We start from the raw sequence: 18,310 nt of genomic DNA on the forward strand, positions 1-18,310 counted from the left end.
CACCCCCTCCCGGAGGACGTATGAAGAAAACGCTGTCCCTCGCCGTGCTGACGGCCCTGGCCCCCCTCGCCGCCGCCCAGAACCTGAATAACCTCCGCATCATGGCCCCGGCGGCCCCGGGCGGGGGCTGGGACCAGACCTCGCGCGCCGTCCAGACGGTGCTCCAAAACGAGAGCATCGCCAAGCCCGTGCAGGTGTTCAACGTGCCCGGCGCGGGCGGCACCATCGGCCTCGCGCAGCTCTACAACGCGAGGGGCGACGCCAACCTCCTGATGACGATGGGCCTCGTGATGGTGGGGGCCATCCAGACGAACTCCAGCAAGGTGGACCTCTCGCGCGTCACGCCCATCGCCCGCCTGACCGGCGAGTACGAGGTCGTGGTCGTGCCGACGAACAGCCCCTACAAGACGATGGCGGACCTCAGCGCCGCGTGGAAGGCGAACCCCGGCTCGGTGGCCTTTGCGGGCGGCAGCGCGGGCGGCACCGACCACATGCTCGTGGGCCTGCTCGCCAAGGCGGCGGGCGTCGATCCCCGGCGGATGAACTACGTCCCCTTCAGCGGCGGCGGCGAGACGCTCGCGGCGGTGCTCGGCAACCAGGTCGCGGCGGGCGTGGCCGGCTACGGCGAGTTCGAGGCGCAGATCAAGGCGGGGCGGCTGCGGGCGCTGGGCATCAGCGCGCCCCGCCGGCAGGCGGGCATCCCGGCCCCCACCTTCCGCGAGCAGGGCCTGAACGTCGAACTCGCCAACTGGCGCGGCATCGTGGCCCCTCCCGGCATCAACGCGGAGCAAAAGGCCGCCCTCGTCGCTGCGATGGACAAGATGCACGCCTCCAAGGAGTGGAAAGACACCCTCGCCACGCGCAAGTGGACCGACCTGTACCTCAGCGGCAGCAAGTTCGACGTGTACCTCAAGGTCGAGGCCAACCGCACGAAGAACATCCTCCGGGACATCGGGCTCGTCAAGTAAGCCCCGGCAGCGGGCACCCGGCGGGGCGGGGAGAGAAGTCACCTGCCCCGCCCCCCTTTTGCCCGGTGCCTGACGCCAGAATGAAGGCGAGTTCCCCCCGAGGAGGTTTTCCCATGCCAGACATTCCGCCCACCGCCCACCCCGCCGCGCCCCCAGCCTCCCCGGCGGGCAGGCGCGGCGTCAGCGTGCCCGACCTCCTCGTCGCCCTCGGCGTGACGGCGCTCGGCGTGGCGCTCCTGATCGGCACCCTGCAAATCCCCTTCGGCATCAACGCGGTCGTCGGCCCGCGCGTCTTCCCGCTCATCGTGAGTGTCGGCATGACCGTCCTAGGGGCGCTCCTGACCGTGAACGCCCTGCGGGGCGAGCGCGCCGAGCCCGCCGCCGAGGAGGACACCGACCCGGGCGCGCCCGTGAACCTCGGGGCCCCCGCGATCATCCTGGGCGGCTTCCTGCTGGGCGCGGTGCTGCTGCCCTCGCTGGGCTTCGTGTTCGGCACGGCCCTGATGTACTTCACGGTGGCGTACGCGTTCGGCGAGCGGCGTTACCTGCTCATGCTCGCGGTGGCGCTCGTCGTGGCGCTCGTCACCTACGAGGTCTTCACCCGGGGTCTGGGGCTCAGCCTGCCGCCCGGCGTGCTGAGGGGGATCATCTAGATGGAAGCCCTGACCGCCCTGTTCGCGGGCTTCGAGACCGCGCTCACGCCGCTGAACCTCCTGTGGGCGCTCGTCGGCGTCACGCTGGGCACGCTCGTCGGGGTGCTGCCCGGCATCGGCCCGGCGCTCACGGTCGCGCTGCTGCTGCCGGTCACGAACGCCCTCGAGCCCGTCAGCGCCTTCATCATGTTCGCGGGCATCTACTACGGGGGGATGTTCGGCGGCTCGACGACCTCGATTCTGCTGAACACGCCCGGTGAATCCTCGTCCATCATCACGGCCCTGGAGGGCAACAAGATGGCCCGCCGGGGCCGCGCCGCCGCCGCGCTCGCCACCGCCGCCATCGGGTCTTTCGTGGCGGGCACCATCGGGACCATGCTGCTCACCTTCGCCGCGCCCGCCATCGCGGAGGTCGCGGTGCAGATTCCGCCCAGCGCCAAGTTCGCCCTGATCCTGCTCGCCTTCGTGACGGTGAGCGCGACCTTCGGCGGCAGTCCCCTGCGCGGGCTCACCAGCCTCTTTCTCGGCCTCTCCATCGGGCTGATCGGCACCGACCTCCAGAGCGGGCAGGCGAGGTTCACGCTGGGCCGCCCGGAACTCCTCGACGGCATCGAGTTCGTGACCGTCGTCATCGGCCTGTTCGCCATCGGGGAGACGCTGTACGTCGCCAGCCGCCTGCGCAGGGACAAGGCCAGTGTGATCAAGCTGGAGGGGGGCGCTTCCATGACCCGCCAGGACTGGCGCCGCAGTTGGAAGCCCTGGCTGCGCGGCACGGCGCTGGGCTTTCCCTTCGGGGCGATCCCGGCGGGCGGCGCGGAGATTCCCACCTTCCTGAGCTACACCCTGGAAAAGCGGCTGACCAAGCACCCCGAGGAGTTCGGCAAGGGCGCCATCGAGGGCGTCGCGGGGCCGGAAGCCGCCAACAACGCCAGCGCCGCCGGAGTCCTGGTGCCCCTGCTCACCCTGGGCCTGCCCACGAGCGCCACCGCCGCGATCCTGCTCGCCGCCTTCCAGCAGTACGGGCTGCAACCGGGGCCGCTGCTCTTCGTCACGAACGCCGACCTCGTGTGGGGCCTGATCGCCTCGCTCTATATCGGCAACGTGATGCTGCTGGCGCTGAACCTGCCGCTCGCCCCGGTGTGGGCGCGGCTGCTGCTGATCCCGCGCCCGTTCCTGTACGCCGGAATTCTGGTCTTCTCGACGGTCGGCGTGTACTCGCTGAACAACAGCGTCTTCGACCTGCTGCTGCTCGCCCTCTTCGGCGTGATCGGGTACGGGATGCGCCGCTTCGACTTCCCGGTCACGCCCGCGATCATCGGCGTGATCCTGGGGCCGACGGCAGAGTCGCAGTTCCGCACCGCCCTCCAGCAGAGCAACGGGGACTTCAGCATCTTCGCGCGGCAACCGCTGACCGCCTTCATCCTGATCATCGTGGCGCTCGCTTTGATCCTGCCCCCGGTGCTGCGGGCGCGGGCGGCGCGGCGGGGGTGAGGGAGCCCTCAGCCGTCAGCTTTCAGCAGTCAGCGCAAGACGGAAACGAAACCGCCCCCCGGCCTGGATGTGCCGGGGGGCGGTTTCCTGTTGACTCTGCTTTACTGGCCCTTCGCCCCCTCGTAGCGGCGGGCCACCTCGTCCCAGTTCACGACGTTCCAGAAGGCCTTGAGGTAGTCGGGGCGCTTGTTCTGGTAGTTCAGGTAATAGGCGTGCTCCCACACGTCCACGCCCAGGATCGGGGTGCCGCTCACGCCCGCCACGCCCTCGCCCATCAGCGGGTTGTCCTGGTTGGCGGTGGAGACGACGGCGACTTCCCCGCCGGGCCGCACGACCAGCCACGCCCAACCCGAGCCGAAGCGCGTCTTGGCGGCGTCCTCGAACTTCTCCTTGAAAGCGTCGAACGACCCGAAGGCCCGCTCGATGGCCTGCGCGAGTTCGCCGCCCGGCTGGCCCTGCCCCTGCGGGGTCATGATCTGCCAGAAGAGGCTGTGGTTGGCGTGGCCGCCCGCATTGTTGCGCAGGGCGTTCTTCTTGTCCGAGGGCACCTGATCGAGCTGCGCGATGAGCTGCTCGACGGGCAGGTCCTCCATCCCCGTGCCCTCCAGCGCCTTGTTCGCGTTGTCCACGTAGGTCTGGTGGTGCTTGGTGCGGTGGATGTTCATCGTCTGCGCGTCGATGTGGGGCTCCAGGGCGTTTTCGGGGTAGGGCAGGTCGGGAAGCTGGTAGGCCATGAGCGTGCTCCTTTCGGGCCGGGACCCCCCACCCACGGTGGGCGGGGGCGGCGAGCGGCTCTCATCTTACGCGCGCCTGATGAGCCGGGAAGGCCCGGGGAGGCTTAAGCGAACGTTGAGGGGTACGGAAAACGGCCCCTCCCGCCTTGGAAGGGGCCGCTGGAAAGGGCGGGGAGGCTTCAGCGCACGCGGCTCAGGCCCTCGCGTGCCAGCGCGTAGTTCGGGCTGAGCTTGAGGGCGCGCTCGTAATTCTCGCGGGCCTTGAGGCGGTCCGGGGCGACCGTGCCCACCCCGCGCTCGTAGCTCAGCCCGAGGTAGTACATGTACTCGGGGGTGGTGCTGCCCAGGGCGGCGGCGCGCGTCAGGTTCTCGCGGGCCGCCTTCAGGTCACCGGCGTCGAGGTCGAGGCGCCCGAGGTAGTAGTAGAACTCGGGGTAGCGCAGGGGGTCGAGCTTCACCGCCTGGGTGAGCTGCGTGCGGGCGGTGGCGCTGTCCTTGCCGAGGTAGCTCACCACCCCGTACTGCCCCACCGCGTAGCTGTTGGTCGGCGCGAGCCGGGCGGCCTGGGCGGCTTCCGGCTTGGCGGCGGCCACGTTGCCGCTCAGGGCGAGGAGCTTGGCGTAGTACGCGCGGTTGTAGGGGTCGCGGGGATCGGCGATCACGGCCTGCTGGAGGCTGTCGAGCGCGGCCACCAGGTTCCCGGTCGCGTAGTACATGTCCCCGAGGTTAAAAAGAATCACGTCGTTCTCGGGGTTGAGGATCGAGGCCTGCTTGAAAGCGTCGATGGCCCGGCCCCCGTCACCCTGAAGTTTGAAGACGTACCCGCGCTCGTTCCAGACCTTGCTGAGGTTGAGGTCACGCTCCGCGCCGCCGACCACCCCCACGGTGGCCTCGGCCTCGGTCAGGACCCGCTGCGCCTCGCCGAGGTTGCCCGTGACGCTGGCGCGGTCGCTCGCGCCGATGTACTGCTGCTGGTACGCCTGCGCGAGCGCGATGTAGGCGCTGATGTTGCGGGGATCGAGGGCCACGAGGCGCCTGAGGGTGTCGATAGCCGGGGCGTAGAGCCGCAGCTTGACCTGCGAGCGGCCCAGCCCCAGCAGCGCGTCGGCGTTGCGGGGGTCGGCCTCGGCGGCGGCGCGGAAGGCGACGTAGGCCTCGTCGAACTTGCCCTGCTCGTAATAGAAGACGCCGAGCGCCACATAGCTCGCGGCGGGGCGGGTGGGGCGCGCGGGGGTGGCGGGAACCGCCGGGGCGGCGGGCGCCGCGGGCTGGGCGGGAGCCGGGGTGGCCGGAGCCGTCGGCGGCTGCGCGGCTGCGCCAGACAGGATGGCCGCCGCGAGGAGCAGGCCGAGGGGACGTCGTTTCACTCAGAAACCTCCGGGGTCGAGGCTAACACCGCGCTGGGAGCGGCGCAAGCCGAGGGGAGACCAGCATGAGACAAGGGTTTGCACGCATGATAGGCACCGCGCCGGATGAAGGGGTGAGTGGCCGTGAGAGGCCTTCGCCCGCGCAGGGCGCTGCCGGTCATCCCGCCAGCCTAGAGGCCGAGCTTGACCTCCTTCTGACGCCCGGGCGCGTCCCCTACAGTGTTCCCATGTCTTCGCCCTCCCCCTTTCCCGCCGCCCCGCGCCGCCTGGGTGTCACGGGCAGCATCGGCGCGGGCAAGAGCACCGTCACGGCGCTGCTGCGCGCGCGCGGCCTGACGGTGCTCGACGCCGACGAGCAGGCGCGTGAGGCCACGCGGGAGCCCGAGGTCCTCGCCCGGATCGGGGCCGCCTTTCCCGGAGTCGTGCGCGGCGGCGTGCTCGACCGGGCGGCCCTGGCGGCGCAGGTGTTCGGGGACGCGGACCGACTCGCCACGCTGAACGCCATCGTCCACCCGCGCGTGCGGGCCCGGATGCTGGCCCTGGAGGCGGCGGCGGCGGCGCGCGGCGAAGCCTGGGTCGTGCAGGACGTGCCCCTGCTGTTCGAGGGGGGGCTGGAGCGGCAGATGGACGGGGTGCTCGTCGTGGACGCCCCGTTGGAGACGAGGGTGGCCCGCGTGGCCGCCCGCTCGGGCCTGACGCGGGAGGAGGTGCTGGCCCGCGACGCCCGCCAGATGCCCGGCGAGGAGAAGCGCAGGCGGGCGACGGTGGTCCTCGACAACGGCGGGAGCCTGGAGGCGCTAGAAGTGCAACTCGACGCGGCGCTGGCGCGGCTGGGCGTGACCGGGAGATGAGGCCCGGGAACGAGAAACAGTTCGGCCCGCCCGAACGGGCGGAGGACGAGAGACAGGCGAGCGCCCTTCTCGGCAGCCTAACCACGTTTCTGGCCTTTGGTGCGACCTGCACGGCGTACACGGACGGTCGGCGGGTGGTGCGTCTCGCCCGTCCTAATCCGGGAAAGACCGTTCGGTTCAGGGTGGACGCTGGCATTCGCCGCGCGCTGAGGGAGAAAGCGGTTCCCACCCCCGAACCCCTCTCCACGGGAACGCTGCCGGACGGGCGGCCCTTCAGCGTGGACGCGTTCGCGCGCGGGGACGACTCCGGGCCGAGTGCCGAGGGCTGGCGCGACCTGGGCCGGGCCCTCGCCGCCCTGCACGCCCTCCCACACGGCGCTTTCGGTCTGCTGCAAGACCGCCCCGACTCTTTCGCCGGTGTGGCCTCGACTCCTGCCGAGGGGCTGCGCTCACGCCTTCAAGACGCCTGGCCTTTTGGCCCGACCGAATTGGAAGACCACCCGCTCGTGGGGGCAGCCCCCGAGCTGGCCTCTCCCCTGCTGGCCCTGCGCGACGACCTGGAAAACGTCACGCGGGGACGCACGGCCCTCTGCCACACCGACTTGCACGTGGGGCAGTTCCGGTGGCGGCACGGTCGCCTGGCCGCCCTGCTCGACTTCGGGGACGCCAGCGTCGGGCCGCCCGCGTGGGATGTGGCGAGTCTCGCCCTCTTTCACGGGTGGGAGGTCGCCGCCCAGGTGGCGGAGGCGGCTGAGGTCCCGAATGGTCGTCAGGCTATCCTCTTCGGCCTCCTCCTCTCCCTCCACCATGCCCGCCGGTCCATCACTCTCGGGCGCCCCGCGAGGATGACCGCCGCCGTCGCCTTCGCGCGGGCCTGCCTGCGACACCTCTGACCCCACCCCAGCACGTGAAGAGAGGCAGACCCACACCCGGGCCTGCCTCCCCGTTCCGCCTGACGATCAGACCCCGGCGTGCTCCGGCTGACCGCTGAGGGCCGACGGCTGACGGCTCCCCAGCGCCGCCGCCACAAACCCCGCGAAGGGCGGGCTGGGCCGCATGGGGCGGCTCTTGAACTCCGGGTGCGCCTGGAGCGCCACGAAGAAGGGGTGGCCTGGAATCTCAATGCTCTCCACCAGCCCTGCCCCGCGTCCGTTCATGCCGGGGGTCACGCCGCTGATGACGAGGCCCGCGTCCTCAAGCCGTCCGGTGTAGGCGGGGTTGACCTCATAGCGGTGGCGGTGGCGCTCCCGCACCGTGCCCCCCTGCGGCACCCCGTACAGCCCCGCGATCTTCGTTCCGGCGCGCAGCTCCATCGGCCAGTCGCCGAGGCGCATCGTGCCGCCCATCCCGGCGACCTCCAGTTGCTCGGGCATCAGGTCGATCACCTTGTGGGGCGCGTAGGGGTCGAACTCGGCGGAGTTGGCGCCCGCGAGGCCCGCCTTGTTCCGGGCGTACTCGATCACCGCGATCTGCATCCCCAGGCAGATGCCGAGGTAGGGCACCCCCCGCGTGCGGGCGTACTCGGCGGCGCGAATCTTGCCCTCGATGCCGCGAATGCCGAAGCCGCCCGGAACGAGAATGCCGTCGGCATCCCCGAGTTGCGCCTCCAGGTCCCCCTCCGTCAGTTCCTCGGCGTTCACCCACTTGATGTTCACGCGGGCGTCGTTCGCAATACCCGCGTGCGTCAGCGATTCGAGCAGGCTGAGGTAGGCGTCGGGCATCTGGGTGTACTTCCCGGCGAGGGCGATGGTCACTTCGCGCCCCGGCTGCCGCATCACCCGCATCGCGTTTTGCCACACGCCGAGGTTGGGATGGGTCCGCTCCAGCCCCAGCAGATCCTCCACCGCCTTGCCCAGCCCCTGCTCCTCCAGCGCGAGGGGCAGCTCGTACACGTGGCCCACGTCGTAGGAGGAAAAGACCCGGTTCTCCCGCACCGAGGTGAAGAGGGCGATCTTGCGGGTGATCTCGCCCGGCAGCTTCTCCTTGCTGCGCACCATCACGATGTCGGGGCTGATGCCCACGCTCCGCAGGGTGGCGACCGAGTGCTGGGTCGGCTTGGTCTTGAACTCGTTGGAGGTCCCGAGGTACGGCACGAGGGTGAGGTGGAGGTACAGGACGTTCTCGTCGCCCTCGTCGAAGCGGAACTGCCGGATCGCCTCCAGGAAGGGCAGCGACTCGATGTCGCCCACCGTGCCGCCCACCTCGATCAGGACGATCTCGGCGCCCGCGTTCTCGCCCGCCGCGCGGATGCGGCGCTTGATCTCGTCGGTGACGTGGGGGATGACCTGCACCGTCTGCGAGAGGTAGTCGCCCGCTCGCTCCTTGCGGATGACCTCCAGATACACCTGCCCGGTGGTGATGTTGCTGCCCGCCGGGATGTCGAGGTCGAGAAATCGCTCGTAGTTGCCGAGGTCGAGATCGGTCTCGGCGCCGCTCGCCGTGACGAAGACCTCGCCGTGCTCGTAGGGCCGCATGGTGCCCGCGTCGATGTTGATGTAGGGGTCGATCTTGACCGCCGTGACCCGATACCCGCGCGCCCGCAGCAGCGCCCCCAGACTGGCGCTCGCCACGCCCTTGCCGAGGCTGCTGACCACGCCGCCCGTCACGAAGATGTATTTCATGCCTGAACACGAGCGCCCGCCCCACGCGGGGCCAAAAAGAAAAACCGGGGCGCTCGGCCTCCGGAATTGAAGGATAGCATGGGTTAAGGGTCAATTCCCTACTCGAAAGACACTTGGAGCGCGGTCTCGTCCGGTCCGAGTGGCTCGAATCGCGGCCTGAGCCGGGTGAAGGTCTCGTCGGCAATCGGCAGCACTCCCGGCTCCAGATTACGCCGCCGGATACGTCGCCACGCCTCCTCCTCGGGAAGCTCCAGCGCGTAAAACGTCAACGGTACGCCGAGCGCGGAAGCTTCCGCACGTAGGCCATCGCGGCCCCTGCGCGTCCAGAACCCGTAGTCGAGGATGACGTGAATGCCCAGGGTGACGGCACGTTTCCACTGGCCCTCCAGCACGGCGGTGACACGTCGGGAAGCGACCGGGAACTCCTCGGCATTCAGGTCAGGGCCGTACAGGGCGACGATCCACTCGTCGATGGTGAACCGCAGGGCGGGCAACTCGTGCTCCAGACGCCGGGCCAGCGTCGTCTTACCGCTGCCCATGTAGCCGTGCAGGGCGTGAATACCCGCCGAATGGACCGGGGATGCGAGGGACGACGGCACGTCTTTCCTCACCGCCCCCGCACCCGTTCCAGCAGAGCCGTATTGCGCTCCTCGCGCTGGCGGACGGCGGCCTTGTCCCACGCCGACGCCGAGCCCGCCGCGAAGAAGCGTTCGCGGGCACGGGTCAGGGCGGTGTAGGCGAGGTTGCGCGAGAGCATCGGCATGTGCGCCTCGTGCAGCACGCCGAGGACGGTACCCCACTCGCTTCCCTGCGCCCGGTGGACCGTCAGGGCGTAGCCGAGCTGGAGGTTGAACAGTTCGGCGCCCACCAGTTCCACCACGTTGCCGTCGAAGTCCACGGTCAGGCGGCCCCCCTCGGCCTTGAGGACCGTGCCCAGCGTGCCGTTGAAGACCTCGTTGCTGTAGTCGTTTTTCGTCTGCACCACCACGTCGCCGGGGCGGGCTTCACCCTCAGCGATGCGGGTGCCGCCCTCGCCGGGGTTGAAGAGGTTTTGCAGGTGATGGTTGAGCACGTCCACTCCGAGTGGGCCCTTCCGCATCGGGGTGAGGACCTGCACCCGCCCCGGCCCACCCAGTTCGCGCACCATCAGGGCGACGCGGCGGGCACCCACGTCGGGCTCGGTCTCGGTGAGATTCAGGCGGCGGTCCCCCCACTCCGGTGCCTGGCCGTGCAGCAGACCGTGGGCGGCGCGGATGATCGGGTTCTCGGCGGCTTGGCGGTACACGGTCGTCAGGCGGACGGTCGGCGCGGTGTGGGTGAGGGCGTGGAGGGGCAACCCGGCGTCCACGGGCGGAAGCTGATCCACGTCGCCCACCAGCAGCACCCGCGCTCCGGGCGGCACGGCGGCGAGCAGGGAGAGCATCAGCCCGTCGCCGCACATGCTCACCTCGTCCACGATCAGGAGGTCGTAGGGCGCGGGTTCGAGGTGGTTGTGCCGAAAGCCCGCCGGACCGTACCCGAGCAGGCGGTGGATGGTGGAGGCGGAACGGCCTGTCACCTCGCCGAGACGCCGCGCGGCCTTGCCGGTGGGGGCGCAGAGACCGACCTCCAGCCCCAGTTTCTCCGCAAGGTCGGCAACGGCCCGCGTGGTCGTGCTCTTGCCCGTGCCCGGCCCACCCGTCAGCACGACGAGGCGGTGGTCTTCGAGGAGGTCGAGCACGCGGGCCTGTTCGTCGGAGAGTCCCTTGGCGGCTCCACTCGGCACGATCCACTCATCCCCCCCGGGCGGCGTGGCGAGCAGGGTACGGATCAGTTGCGCGAGCTTCTTCTCAGCGCGCAGGACGTGGGGGATATAGATGCGGGACTTGCCATCCGGGGCCGGGTCGTCCGACAGGCGGCCCAGTTCGACGGCCGTTTCGACCGCGAGTCTGGCCTGCTCGGGCGAGACGCGGGTGTAGTGCGCCACCCCCCGCTCGGCCCGCTCGCGCGGCAAGAAACTGTGCCCGCCCTGCTGCGCCGCCTGCTGGAGGGCGTACACGGCGGCGGCGGTCAGGCGGCGCGGATCGTCGTTGGGAAGCCCCTGCGCGGCCCACAGCTTGTCGGCGGTCAGGAAGCCGATGCCCTCGACCTCGGTCAGGGCGAAGAGGTCGGCTTGCAGGCGTTCGAGCGCGGCCTCCCCGAAGTGCTTGACCGCCCGCTGCGCCTGGGAGATGGAGAGCCCCAGGCCCTGCAACCCGGCGAGCAGGCGGCGCTCCAGGCCCTGCTGGGACCAACTGGAGGTCATCTTGTGCAGGGTGCTTTGCGTGACGCCGGGCACCTGGAGCAGCTTCTCGGGCTCCCCCTCCAGAATGTCGAAGGCCGCCGCGCCGAAGGTCCTCGCAATCCGCCCGGCCAGCACCTTGCCGACGCCGCCCACCCGCGCTTCGAGGTAGGCGGCGATCCCAGCTTCCGTCAGGTCGGTGGGCTGGGCTTCGAGCACCATGTTCAGCACCCGGTACTGGTACCCGTACTCGCGGTGCTCCTCCATCAAGACCTCGGCGCTGAAGGTGTCCCCGGCCTCCAGGGGGGGCATCACGCCGATCACGGTGGCGTCGGGGTCCTCGCCCTCCGAATTGCGGAGTTTGGCGGTCATGACGGTAAAGCCGCTCTCGGCGCGGAAGCGGACCTTGTTCACGCCGCCCGTGACGCGGATGGGTTCGGGGGCGGGGGCGGCGGGCATGGCAAAGAGGATAGCGCCAGGGGCGGATTCTGTCTCAGGCGAAATGACGTCAGAGCACGCCGTCGTAGATGTCGTCGAGGGAAAGTTCGGCACCCAGACAGGGCAGGGGAATGAGCCCGCTCCCCGCGTACTCCGTCACGGTCCAACGCCCGCCCTCACGCTGATAGACGTACACCCGGCGTTCGGTCTGCTCGGCGATCAGGTAGGTCTGGAGGGAAGGCAGCGCGGTGTAGGCGTGGTATTTGGCGTTCCTATCGTTGTGGGCTGTGCTTCTGGACAGCACCTCGACGAGGATGCAGGGCGCAACCTTGAAATACGCCCCATCTTCACGCGGTTCACAGGTGACGGTCGTGTCCGGGTAGAAGTAGGAGAGGCCGTCGGCGGAGCGCACGCGCATATCGGCGGTGTAGGCACGGCACCCCACCTTCCGGGCAAGTGGACCGACGGCCAGAAGCACATTGACAACGATGCTGTCATGGCCGTCGCTTACTCCAGCTTGCCCGTGGAGCGGGTACACGAACCCATTCACATACTCCCGCTTGACCGGGCTGTCGGGCTCAGTGCGGAGGTACTCCTCCACGCTCATGCGCCGGAAGGCGGGGTCACTCATGCCCCTATGGTACGGCGGTGCGTCATGCTGGCGGCGTGCCCCTGCCCGAAAGCACCCTCACCGCGCGGACGGCGGAACAGGCGCGGCTCCTCCTCGATTTCGCCTCTCAGCGGGTGCTGGGTCCCACCATGCAGGGCGAGGTCAGCGCCGGGGAGGTGGCCCGCGACGCCGAGATGACCCTCAAGCGGGCCCATCACCGCCTCACGCGGCTGTACGCGGTGGGTTTGATCGGGGTCAACGGCGAGCCAAACGCGGCGGCAGGCCCGTCGAGCTCTACCGCGCCGCCGCGACCGCCTCCCGGGTGCCCTTCGAGCTGACCGAGGCCGATGACGTGCGGGACCTCCTCGCGGGCTGCACCGGCCCTTCGTGGACGCCTACCTGTCGCAGATCGCGGCCCTGACCCGGGACCACGTGCGTGAGATCGTGCTGGTCCTGAACGAACAGGGCAACTTCCCGTGAGCTACGGCGGCCCCAGGGACAGGAGCGAATTCTTCCGGGCTTTCGGGAGCGTCGGCGAGATGCGCCTCTCCCCCACCACGCACGCCGAGCTGGGACGGCGGCTGCGTGAGCTGAAGGACTGCGAGCAGGAGGAGCGCGAGGCCGAGGGCGCCGGGGACTGCCTGCTGGGGCTGATGTTCACGCCGGGGCGGCTACCGGAGCGGGAGGGGCCGCCTCGCGCCGCAGGATCAGTGCCCACACGCCCGCCCTCAGCAGCGTCAGCCCCCGCGCTGCCGGTCCGGTGCAGCACCAGGAAATTCAGGACGATGCCCGCCAGTGCGCTCCCCAGTGCACTCTGCGCCGCACCCGGCCACAGAGGAGAAAGTCGCGGTTCCAGAGCGTCTGCGGGGAGGCGGTCATGCCACAGCTTCGGGGAGGGGCTACTCCGCGGGACAGGGGCCACGGGGAGGAGGGGCCTTTGCGACGAGGGGGAAAGATCAGACGCTCCCCACCCGGACCCTCAATCGAGCACCACGCGGACAGCAACGGGCGTGTATTCCCGTTGGCGCCAGACCCGATACCACCCGGCGGGGAGGCGGATGGGCGCGTGCTCCTCGTGCGTCAGGGTCGCGTGCGCGGCGGTGACGTGCAGGTAGCGGTGCGGCCCCGAGCCGTCGTACAGGTGCGCGGCGTGCGTCTCCGCAATCCGGTGCGCGTGGCCGGTCGTCCCGCCGTGCGCCAGGGTCAGGTGCGGGGCGAGGTGGAGGGGGCCGGTGGGCGGCAGGGTCGCCTGCAAGAACACGTCGCCGTGACGGTAGAGAGAGGTGAGCATGGACGGCTCCTTCCAGGGAGGACGGAGAGCGTGAGACTCATCGCTATTACGTCTGTAACATAATCGGCGGAGGTTCCTCTGTCAAACTCTGTCGCGCTTCACAGGCTCCAAATCTCGTCCCCGTGCTATTTTTCCGTGATGCGCGTACTTCACACGGCGGACTTCCACGCCGGGCGGAATCTGAGGGGCCTCGACCGGACGCCGGAGGTGCACGGGGCGCTGGTGGAGATCGCGGGGCTGGCCCGCAGCGAGAAAGCCGACGCGGTGCTGGTGTCCGGCGACCTCTTCGACACGGTGAACCCGTCGGCGGAGGCGGAGGCGGCGGTCTTCGACTTCTTCCTGCGGCTGCGGGACGCGGGGATTCCGGCGGTCGTCATCGCGGGGAACCACGACTCCGCCGCCCGGCTGCACGGGCTGGCGGGCTTGCTGGGGTGGGTGGGCGTGCAACTCGTCGCCCAGCCGACGGCCAACCCCACCGACATGATCCGCACCCTGGAGACGAGGGGGGGCGAGACGCTGACGGTGGGGGCGCTGCCCTTCCTGTCCGAGCGGCGGCTGGTGAAGGCGGCGGACGTGATGGGCGGCGACGTGGGCGCGTGGCGGCAGAAGTACCGCGAGGGGATGAGCTTTTTCCTGCGGCGACTGGCGGGGGGCTTCCAGCCCGGCAGCGTGAATATGCTGATGCTCCACGCCACGATGGACGGCGCCGTGCCCAGCGGCTCCGAGCGCACCATGCAGTTCGACCTCACGAACGCCTACACCCTCTCGCCGCTGCAACTGCCGCCGGGGGCGCAGTACGTGGCGCTGGGGCACGTCCACAAGCCGCAGGCCGCCTCGGAGATGCCGCTCGCGCACTACCCGGGCTCGGTCATCCAGCTCGACTTCGGGGAGGGCGGCGAGAAGAAGCACGTCAACCTCGTGGAGGTGGAGGCCGGGCGCCCCGCCCGCGTGACCCCGATTCCCCTGGCGAGCGGGCGCGAGTTGCGGACGGTGAAGGTAGACCTGGAACATGTGGAGGCACGGCTGGGCAAGCTCGCGGACTTCGGCGGGCTGGTCAAGGTCGTTGTCCGGGCCCCCTCGGGGACGGCGATGCCGGGGCTCAAGGACCGGGTGCTGCGGATGGTGCCCAATACGCTCGCCGTCGAACTCGAAGCGGTGCAAGACGACCTCGCCCTCCCGGAGCTGAAGCGTGAGGGGCTGAGCCTGACGGAGCTGTACGAGCGGTTTCACCAGGAGCGCCGGGGCGAGTTGCCCGGCGACCTGCGCGCCGCTTTCAAGGAGGCCGACGAGGGGGCGCGGGGCGACGAGCAGGAGGAACGGGCGGAGGGGGTGAAGTGAGGCCCCTTCACCTCGAACTTCAGGGCTTCACCGCCTTCCGGCAGCACGTCTCTCTGGAATTCGGCGACCTCGAACTCTTCGCGCTCGTGGGACCCACGGGAAGCGGCAAGAGCAGCCTGCTCGACGCGATGACCTTCGCCCTGTACGGCAGCACGCCGAGGCTCGGGGAACGTGGGCTCGACGCGCTGATCTCACAGGGGGAGCGCGGGCTCTCGGTCAGCCTCACCTTCGAGGTGGGCGAGGAGGTGTACCGGGTGGCCCGGTCACGCGGCAGACGCCAGGCCGAGAACGAGGTGCGTCTGGAGCGGAAAGAGGGCGACCGCTGGGTGGGCCTGAGCGACGGGGGCACCAAGGGGATCAACGACCGCATCCGCCGGGTCGTGGGGCTCGACTTCCGCACCTTCTCGCGCTCGGTGCTGCTGCCGCAGGGCGAGTTCTCCCGGCTGCTGCACGGCACGGGCAAGGAACGGCAGGCCCTCCTGGGCGAGCTGATGGGCCTCGACCACGTGAAGGCCATGCACACCTTCGCGGGCGACCGGGCGAAGGAACTCAAGCACCGCTCGGCGAGCCTCCACGCCCTGCTGGAGGGGGAGTACGCAGGCGCGACCCCCGAGGCGGTGTCTGCCCTCCGCGCCGAGCGGGAAGCCGTGGACGGCGAGATCGAGCGGCTGGCGGAGGGGCGAGAGCGGTTGCAGGGCCAGGTCAACCGCCTGCGGGCCCTGGAGGGTGTCTGGACCGCCCGCGAGGACGCCGCCCGCAGGCTCAGCACCCTGGAGGCGCGGGCCGAGGGCGTGCGTGAGGGCGCCAAGCGGGCCGAGCGGGCGCGGCGGGTGGCGGGGGTGCTTCCCCTCCTCGACGCGGCGGAACGGGCACGGATCGCGGCGGGGCGCGAGGCGGGCGAGCTGGAGCGAGCGATGCAGGCGGAGGAGACGGCCCGGCGTGCGGTGGAGACCGCCGACCGGAGTTTGCAAGCCGCACAGGATGCCGAGGAACGCATCCCCGACCTCGAAACCCGCGCCGACGCCCTGCGCGAGGCCGAAGCCGATGTGGCGCGGCTCAAGCGGGCGGGCGGCACGCCCCAGACCACCCATGCCTCTCCCCTGCCCTGGGACGAGGACGCCCACCATGCGGCGAGGGAGGCGGCCCAGAAGCTCGACACCCTGCGCCGCGAGCGGGTGCAACTGGAGACGGAGAAAGCGGGTCTGACGGCCCAGAAGGCCCGCCTCACCGCCGATGAGCAGCTCCAGGCCGACCAGACGCTCGAATGGGGCCGGGTAGAGCGCGAGGGCAAGAGCGCGAAGGCCGACCTCGACGCCGCGAACGCGGAACTGGAGGCGGCCAGGCGGGAAGCAGGGCTCTCGGCGTACCGCGCCCACCTCCACCTCGGCGAGCCGTGTCCGCTGTGCGAGGGGACCGTGCGGACACTGCCCGAGGCGCCGAGCGTGAATCTGGAGGCGCTGGAGGGGCGCGTGAAGGCCCTCGACCGCACGCTGACCGACCGCCGCACCCGTTACCTCGAACTCAAGGCCGAACTCGCCGCCCGCAAGAAGACCATCGAGGCCAAACGCGCCGAGGTCGCCGACTGGGAGGAGGCGCTGAAACAGCGCGAGGCCGACCTGCGCCAGCTTGAGGCCAACATCTCTGGCGACCCGCACGACCTCGCCCTGCGGCTGCTCTCGGGTCTGGCACGGCGGGTGAGGGCGGCGGGGGCCGATCCGGCACGGGAACGGCAACGGCTCCTTACCGAGGTCAAGACGATTCGCACCCGTCTGAGCGAGGCGCAATCCGCCCTGGCCCGTGCCCAGAGTGCCCACGCGGCGGCACAGGCGACCCTGACCTCCGCCCGCGGTGCCGCCGACGCCCGCGCCCGGGAGGCTGGGGAGGCCCAGGCCGCCCTCGACGCCGCCCTCGCCAGCTTGAACCTCACCGCCGCCCAGGCCCGTGCCGCCGGGCTCCCCGAGGCCGATATTGCCGCGCTGGAGGGGGCCGCGCGGACACACGCCGCTCAAGTCGAGCAACTGCGGGCCCGCCTCGCCGAACTCGAACGGCAGCTCGGGGTGGAGCCCTTCGACCCGGCGAACTTGCGGCAGGCCGAGCGCGACCTCACGGCCACCGACGCGGCCCTCAACAACGCCCGCCAGCGCGCGGGGAGCCTCGCCGAGCAGGAACGGGGCGCCCGCGAGCGGCTGCGGCGCCGGGGCGAGATCGAGCGGGAGGCGAAGGAGGTCTCCCACGGGCTCGACACCTGGCAGACCCTGGCGAACACCCTGCGGGCGAACGAGTTCCAGCAGTATCTCCTCGCCGAGGTCGAGGCGCGGCTTCTCACCGGGGCGGGCACCCTTCTCTTCGACATCAGCGACGGGCGCTACCGCCTCGCGCTGGAGGACGGCGAGTACGTCGTGCAGGACCTGTGGAACGCGGGCGAGACACGGGCGGTCAAGACCTTATCGGGCGGCGAGACCTTCCTCGCCAGCCTCTCGCTCGCCATCGCCTTGAGCGACTACCTCGCCGGGAACAAGATTCTGGGCGCCCTCTTCCTCGACGAGGGCTTCGGCACCCTCGACCCGCAGGCGCTGGAGGCGGTGGCGAATGCGCTGGAGAACCTGCGCACGCAGGGCCGTATGGTGGGCGTGGTGACCCACGTGGAGAGCCTGTCCGAGAGGCTGCCCAGCCGCCTGATCGTCACGAAGAGCGTGGCAGGAAGTAGCGTGCAGCGGCTGGACGGGTGAGAGGTGACGTTCAGCGAGGAGACGACCTGGGAGGGCCGACCTGTTCGCGTAACGTGGCTGCCTGGCTACCGGCCACAGCCGCATGACAGCGTGACGCAGGTGAGCGGCCTGTGCTTTACCGGAGACGGTCACATCGTTCTGGTCTCGCAGGACGGGAACACGTGGAGCCTTCCGGGGGGCAAACCCGAGGGAGACGAGACGTGGGAGGAGACGCTGCGGCGCGAGGTCGCGGAGGAGGCGTGCGCCGAGGTGCTGGACTGCCGACTTCTGGGAGCACAGCGGGTCGAGGGATTGACGCCTGAGCCCTATGACCAGCTCCGCTTCCGGGCGCGGGTCGGCCTGCATCCCTTCCGCCCGGCGTTCGAGACGCGGTACCGAAAAGTCTTTGCTGTCGAGGACTACGCCCGCGTCCTCCCGTGGGGTGCAGGCGCCATCGGGCAGGCGCTGTTGAGACAGGCGCTCGACCCGTAACCGCCTGCCGAGCGCACCTGCGGCCACATCGAACCAGTCGAGGTGGTCTACTGCTCCCCGTGAAGAACACTCGCGTGTGACTTCTGCTCGTTCCCGGCCTGCTGTCCTCGTGCGCGCCCTCCACGCAGGTTTCCCTGGCCGCCGATGTTCCCTCCGCCCGGGTCGTCAGCATCTCCGGCGGCTACCGGCTGTCGAGCACCTTGGTACCCCCGAGCGAGGTGACGGCGCAGACACTCGATACGGCTTACGTCACCTTTCCCGAGTGCTCGGCCGCCGCGGTCGCCGTCCCGGACGTTCGCCGCCTCGGCCCGGACGCGGCTCTCCAGACTTGTCGGTCGGGAGATCAGGCGCTCACGCGGGGTCGGCAGACGGCTCTCGTGGTCTTCAGCGTGTTCCTCGCCCGGGTCATCGGGCAGGTGGGCAACACGCTCCAAGACGCGTTCACGGGTTCGCGGTAGCTGGCGACCCCTTCTCAGCCCGAAGAGGAA

The 18,310-nt window shown here is 70.3% G+C and carries 17 protein-coding genes; 10 read left to right on the forward strand and 7 right to left on the reverse strand.

Going from position 1 to position 18,310, the window contains the following annotated elements:
* Positions 1 to 20 precede the first annotated feature (20 nt).
* The 3 genes from IC605_RS01635 (at position 21) to IC605_RS01645 (ending at position 3,112) form a co-directional block, all read left to right on the forward strand.
* Positions 21 to 968, forward strand: coding sequence for a Bug family tripartite tricarboxylate transporter substrate binding protein (locus tag IC605_RS01635; RefSeq protein WP_216318003.1), 948 nt, complete (start codon positions 21 to 23; stop codon positions 966 to 968).
* Between the two features lie 113 nt (positions 969 to 1,081).
* Positions 1,082 to 1,621: a tripartite tricarboxylate transporter TctB family protein gene (locus IC605_RS01640; RefSeq protein WP_216318005.1), complete on the forward strand. Its 540-nt coding sequence runs from the start codon at positions 1,082 to 1,084 to the stop codon at positions 1,619 to 1,621.
* Positions 1,622 to 3,112 carry a tripartite tricarboxylate transporter permease gene (locus tag IC605_RS01645; protein WP_216318007.1) on the forward strand — a complete coding sequence of 497 codons (1,491 nt, stop codon included), beginning with the start codon at positions 1,622 to 1,624 and terminating at the stop codon, positions 3,110 to 3,112.
* A 101-nt stretch (positions 3,113 to 3,213) separates the two neighbouring features.
* On the opposite strand, the gene IC605_RS01650 is transcribed toward IC605_RS01645, so the two are convergent.
* The gene (locus IC605_RS01650) at positions 3,214 to 3,846 is read right to left on the reverse strand and encodes a superoxide dismutase (protein WP_216318009.1); all 633 of its coding nucleotides are present in this window, start codon (positions 3,844 to 3,846) and stop codon (positions 3,214 to 3,216) included.
* Positions 3,847 to 4,025: 179 nt separating this feature from the next.
* On the reverse strand, positions 4,026 to 5,213 hold the full coding sequence (locus IC605_RS01655) for a tetratricopeptide repeat protein (RefSeq protein WP_216318011.1): 1,188 nt from the start codon (positions 5,211 to 5,213) through the stop codon (positions 4,026 to 4,028).
* A gap of 227 nt (positions 5,214 to 5,440) precedes the next feature.
* Here IC605_RS01655 and coaE point away from each other — a divergent pair, with 227 nt between their 5' ends.
* On the forward strand, positions 5,441 to 6,064 hold the full coding sequence (gene coaE / locus IC605_RS01660) for a dephospho-CoA kinase (protein WP_216318013.1): 624 nt from the start codon (positions 5,441 to 5,443) through the stop codon (positions 6,062 to 6,064).
* Complete coding sequence (locus tag IC605_RS01665; protein ID WP_216318015.1) at positions 6,061 to 6,957, forward strand: phosphotransferase family protein; 897 nt, start codon at positions 6,061 to 6,063, stop codon at positions 6,955 to 6,957. The genes coaE and IC605_RS01665 overlap by 4 nt, the downstream gene beginning before the upstream one ends.
* Before the next feature lie 66 nt (positions 6,958 to 7,023).
* Here IC605_RS01665 and pyrG read toward each other — a convergent pair whose 3' ends face one another.
* The 4 genes from pyrG to IC605_RS01685 form a co-directional block, all read right to left on the reverse strand.
* Positions 7,024 to 8,685: a CTP synthase gene (pyrG, locus tag IC605_RS01670; RefSeq protein WP_216318017.1), complete on the reverse strand. Its 1,662-nt coding sequence runs from the start codon at positions 8,683 to 8,685 to the stop codon at positions 7,024 to 7,026.
* Positions 8,686 to 8,783: 98 nt separating this feature from the next.
* Positions 8,784 to 9,284 (reverse strand): P-loop nucleotide/nucleoside kinase family protein, encoded by a 501-nt coding sequence (locus IC605_RS01675; protein ID WP_216318019.1) that lies wholly within the window; start codon positions 9,282 to 9,284, stop codon positions 8,784 to 8,786.
* An 8-nt stretch (positions 9,285 to 9,292) separates the two neighbouring features.
* Entirely contained in the window at positions 9,293 to 11,404 is a 2,112-nt protein-coding gene (gene recD2 / locus IC605_RS01680; protein ID WP_216318021.1) for an SF1B family DNA helicase RecD2, read from the reverse strand.
* Between the two features lie 49 nt (positions 11,405 to 11,453).
* Positions 11,454 to 12,014 carry a Uma2 family endonuclease gene (locus tag IC605_RS01685; protein ID WP_216318023.1) on the reverse strand — a complete coding sequence of 187 codons (561 nt, stop codon included), beginning with the start codon at positions 12,012 to 12,014 and terminating at the stop codon, positions 11,454 to 11,456.
* A gap of 35 nt (positions 12,015 to 12,049) precedes the next feature.
* Between IC605_RS01685 and IC605_RS01690 the strand changes: the two genes are divergently transcribed.
* Positions 12,050 to 12,331 carry a hypothetical protein gene (locus tag IC605_RS01690; protein ID WP_216318025.1) on the forward strand — a complete coding sequence of 94 codons (282 nt, stop codon included), beginning with the start codon at positions 12,050 to 12,052 and terminating at the stop codon, positions 12,329 to 12,331.
* A gap of 641 nt (positions 12,332 to 12,972) precedes the next feature.
* On the opposite strand, the gene IC605_RS01695 is transcribed toward IC605_RS01690, so the two are convergent.
* A complete protein-coding gene (locus IC605_RS01695) occupies positions 12,973 to 13,284 on the reverse strand; it encodes a hypothetical protein (protein ID WP_216318027.1) in 312 nt (103 codons plus the stop codon).
* A 138-nt stretch (positions 13,285 to 13,422) separates the two neighbouring features.
* On the opposite strand from IC605_RS01695, the gene IC605_RS01700 reads away from it, so the two are divergent.
* From IC605_RS01700 to IC605_RS01715, 4 genes are all read left to right on the forward strand, one after another.
* Entirely contained in the window at positions 13,423 to 14,622 is a 1,200-nt protein-coding gene (locus tag IC605_RS01700) for a metallophosphoesterase family protein (protein ID WP_216318029.1), read from the forward strand.
* Complete coding sequence (locus tag IC605_RS01705) at positions 14,619 to 17,351, forward strand: AAA family ATPase (protein WP_216318031.1); 2,733 nt, start codon at positions 14,619 to 14,621, stop codon at positions 17,349 to 17,351. Before IC605_RS01700 ends, IC605_RS01705 begins: the two co-directional genes overlap by 4 nt.
* A 3-nt stretch (positions 17,352 to 17,354) precedes the next feature.
* Positions 17,355 to 17,822 (forward strand): NUDIX hydrolase, encoded by a 468-nt coding sequence (locus IC605_RS01710; RefSeq protein ID WP_216318033.1) that lies wholly within the window; start codon positions 17,355 to 17,357, stop codon positions 17,820 to 17,822.
* Between the two features lie 218 nt (positions 17,823 to 18,040).
* The gene (locus tag IC605_RS01715; protein WP_216318035.1) at positions 18,041 to 18,280 is read left to right on the forward strand and encodes a hypothetical protein; all 240 of its coding nucleotides are present in this window, start codon (positions 18,041 to 18,043) and stop codon (positions 18,278 to 18,280) included.
* Positions 18,281 to 18,310: the final 30 nt, after the last annotated feature.

It is taken from the genome of Deinococcus aestuarii, assembly GCF_018863415.1.
GTDB lineage: Bacteria > Deinococcota > Deinococci > Deinococcales > Deinococcaceae > Deinococcus > Deinococcus aestuarii.

Excerpts from the sequence above, each read along its gene's own strand:
- IC605_RS01635 (WP_216318003.1), top strand. The coding sequence starts at position 21 with ATGAAGAAAACGCTGTCCCTCGCCGTGCTGACGGCCCTGGCCCCCCTC.
- IC605_RS01640 (WP_216318005.1), top strand. The coding sequence starts at position 1,082 with ATGCCAGACATTCCGCCCACCGCCCACCCCGCCGCGCCCCCAGCCTCC.
- IC605_RS01645 (WP_216318007.1), top strand. The coding sequence starts at position 1,622 with ATGGAAGCCCTGACCGCCCTGTTCGCGGGCTTCGAGACCGCGCTCACG.
- IC605_RS01650 (WP_216318009.1), bottom strand. The coding sequence starts at position 3,846 with ATGGCCTACCAGCTTCCCGACCTGCCCTACCCCGAAAACGCCCTGGAG.
- coaE (WP_216318013.1), top strand. The coding sequence starts at position 5,441 with ATGTCTTCGCCCTCCCCCTTTCCCGCCGCCCCGCGCCGCCTGGGTGTC.
- IC605_RS01665 (WP_216318015.1), top strand. The coding sequence starts at position 6,061 with ATGAGGCCCGGGAACGAGAAACAGTTCGGCCCGCCCGAACGGGCGGAG.
- pyrG (WP_216318017.1), bottom strand. The coding sequence starts at position 8,685 with ATGAAATACATCTTCGTGACGGGCGGCGTGGTCAGCAGCCTCGGCAAG.
- recD2 (WP_216318021.1), bottom strand. The coding sequence starts at position 11,404 with ATGCCCGCCGCCCCCGCCCCCGAACCCATCCGCGTCACGGGCGGCGTG.
- IC605_RS01685 (WP_216318023.1), bottom strand. The coding sequence starts at position 12,014 with ATGAGTGACCCCGCCTTCCGGCGCATGAGCGTGGAGGAGTACCTCCGC.
- IC605_RS01695 (WP_216318027.1), bottom strand. The coding sequence starts at position 13,284 with ATGCTCACCTCTCTCTACCGTCACGGCGACGTGTTCTTGCAGGCGACC.
- IC605_RS01700 (WP_216318029.1), top strand. The coding sequence starts at position 13,423 with ATGCGCGTACTTCACACGGCGGACTTCCACGCCGGGCGGAATCTGAGG.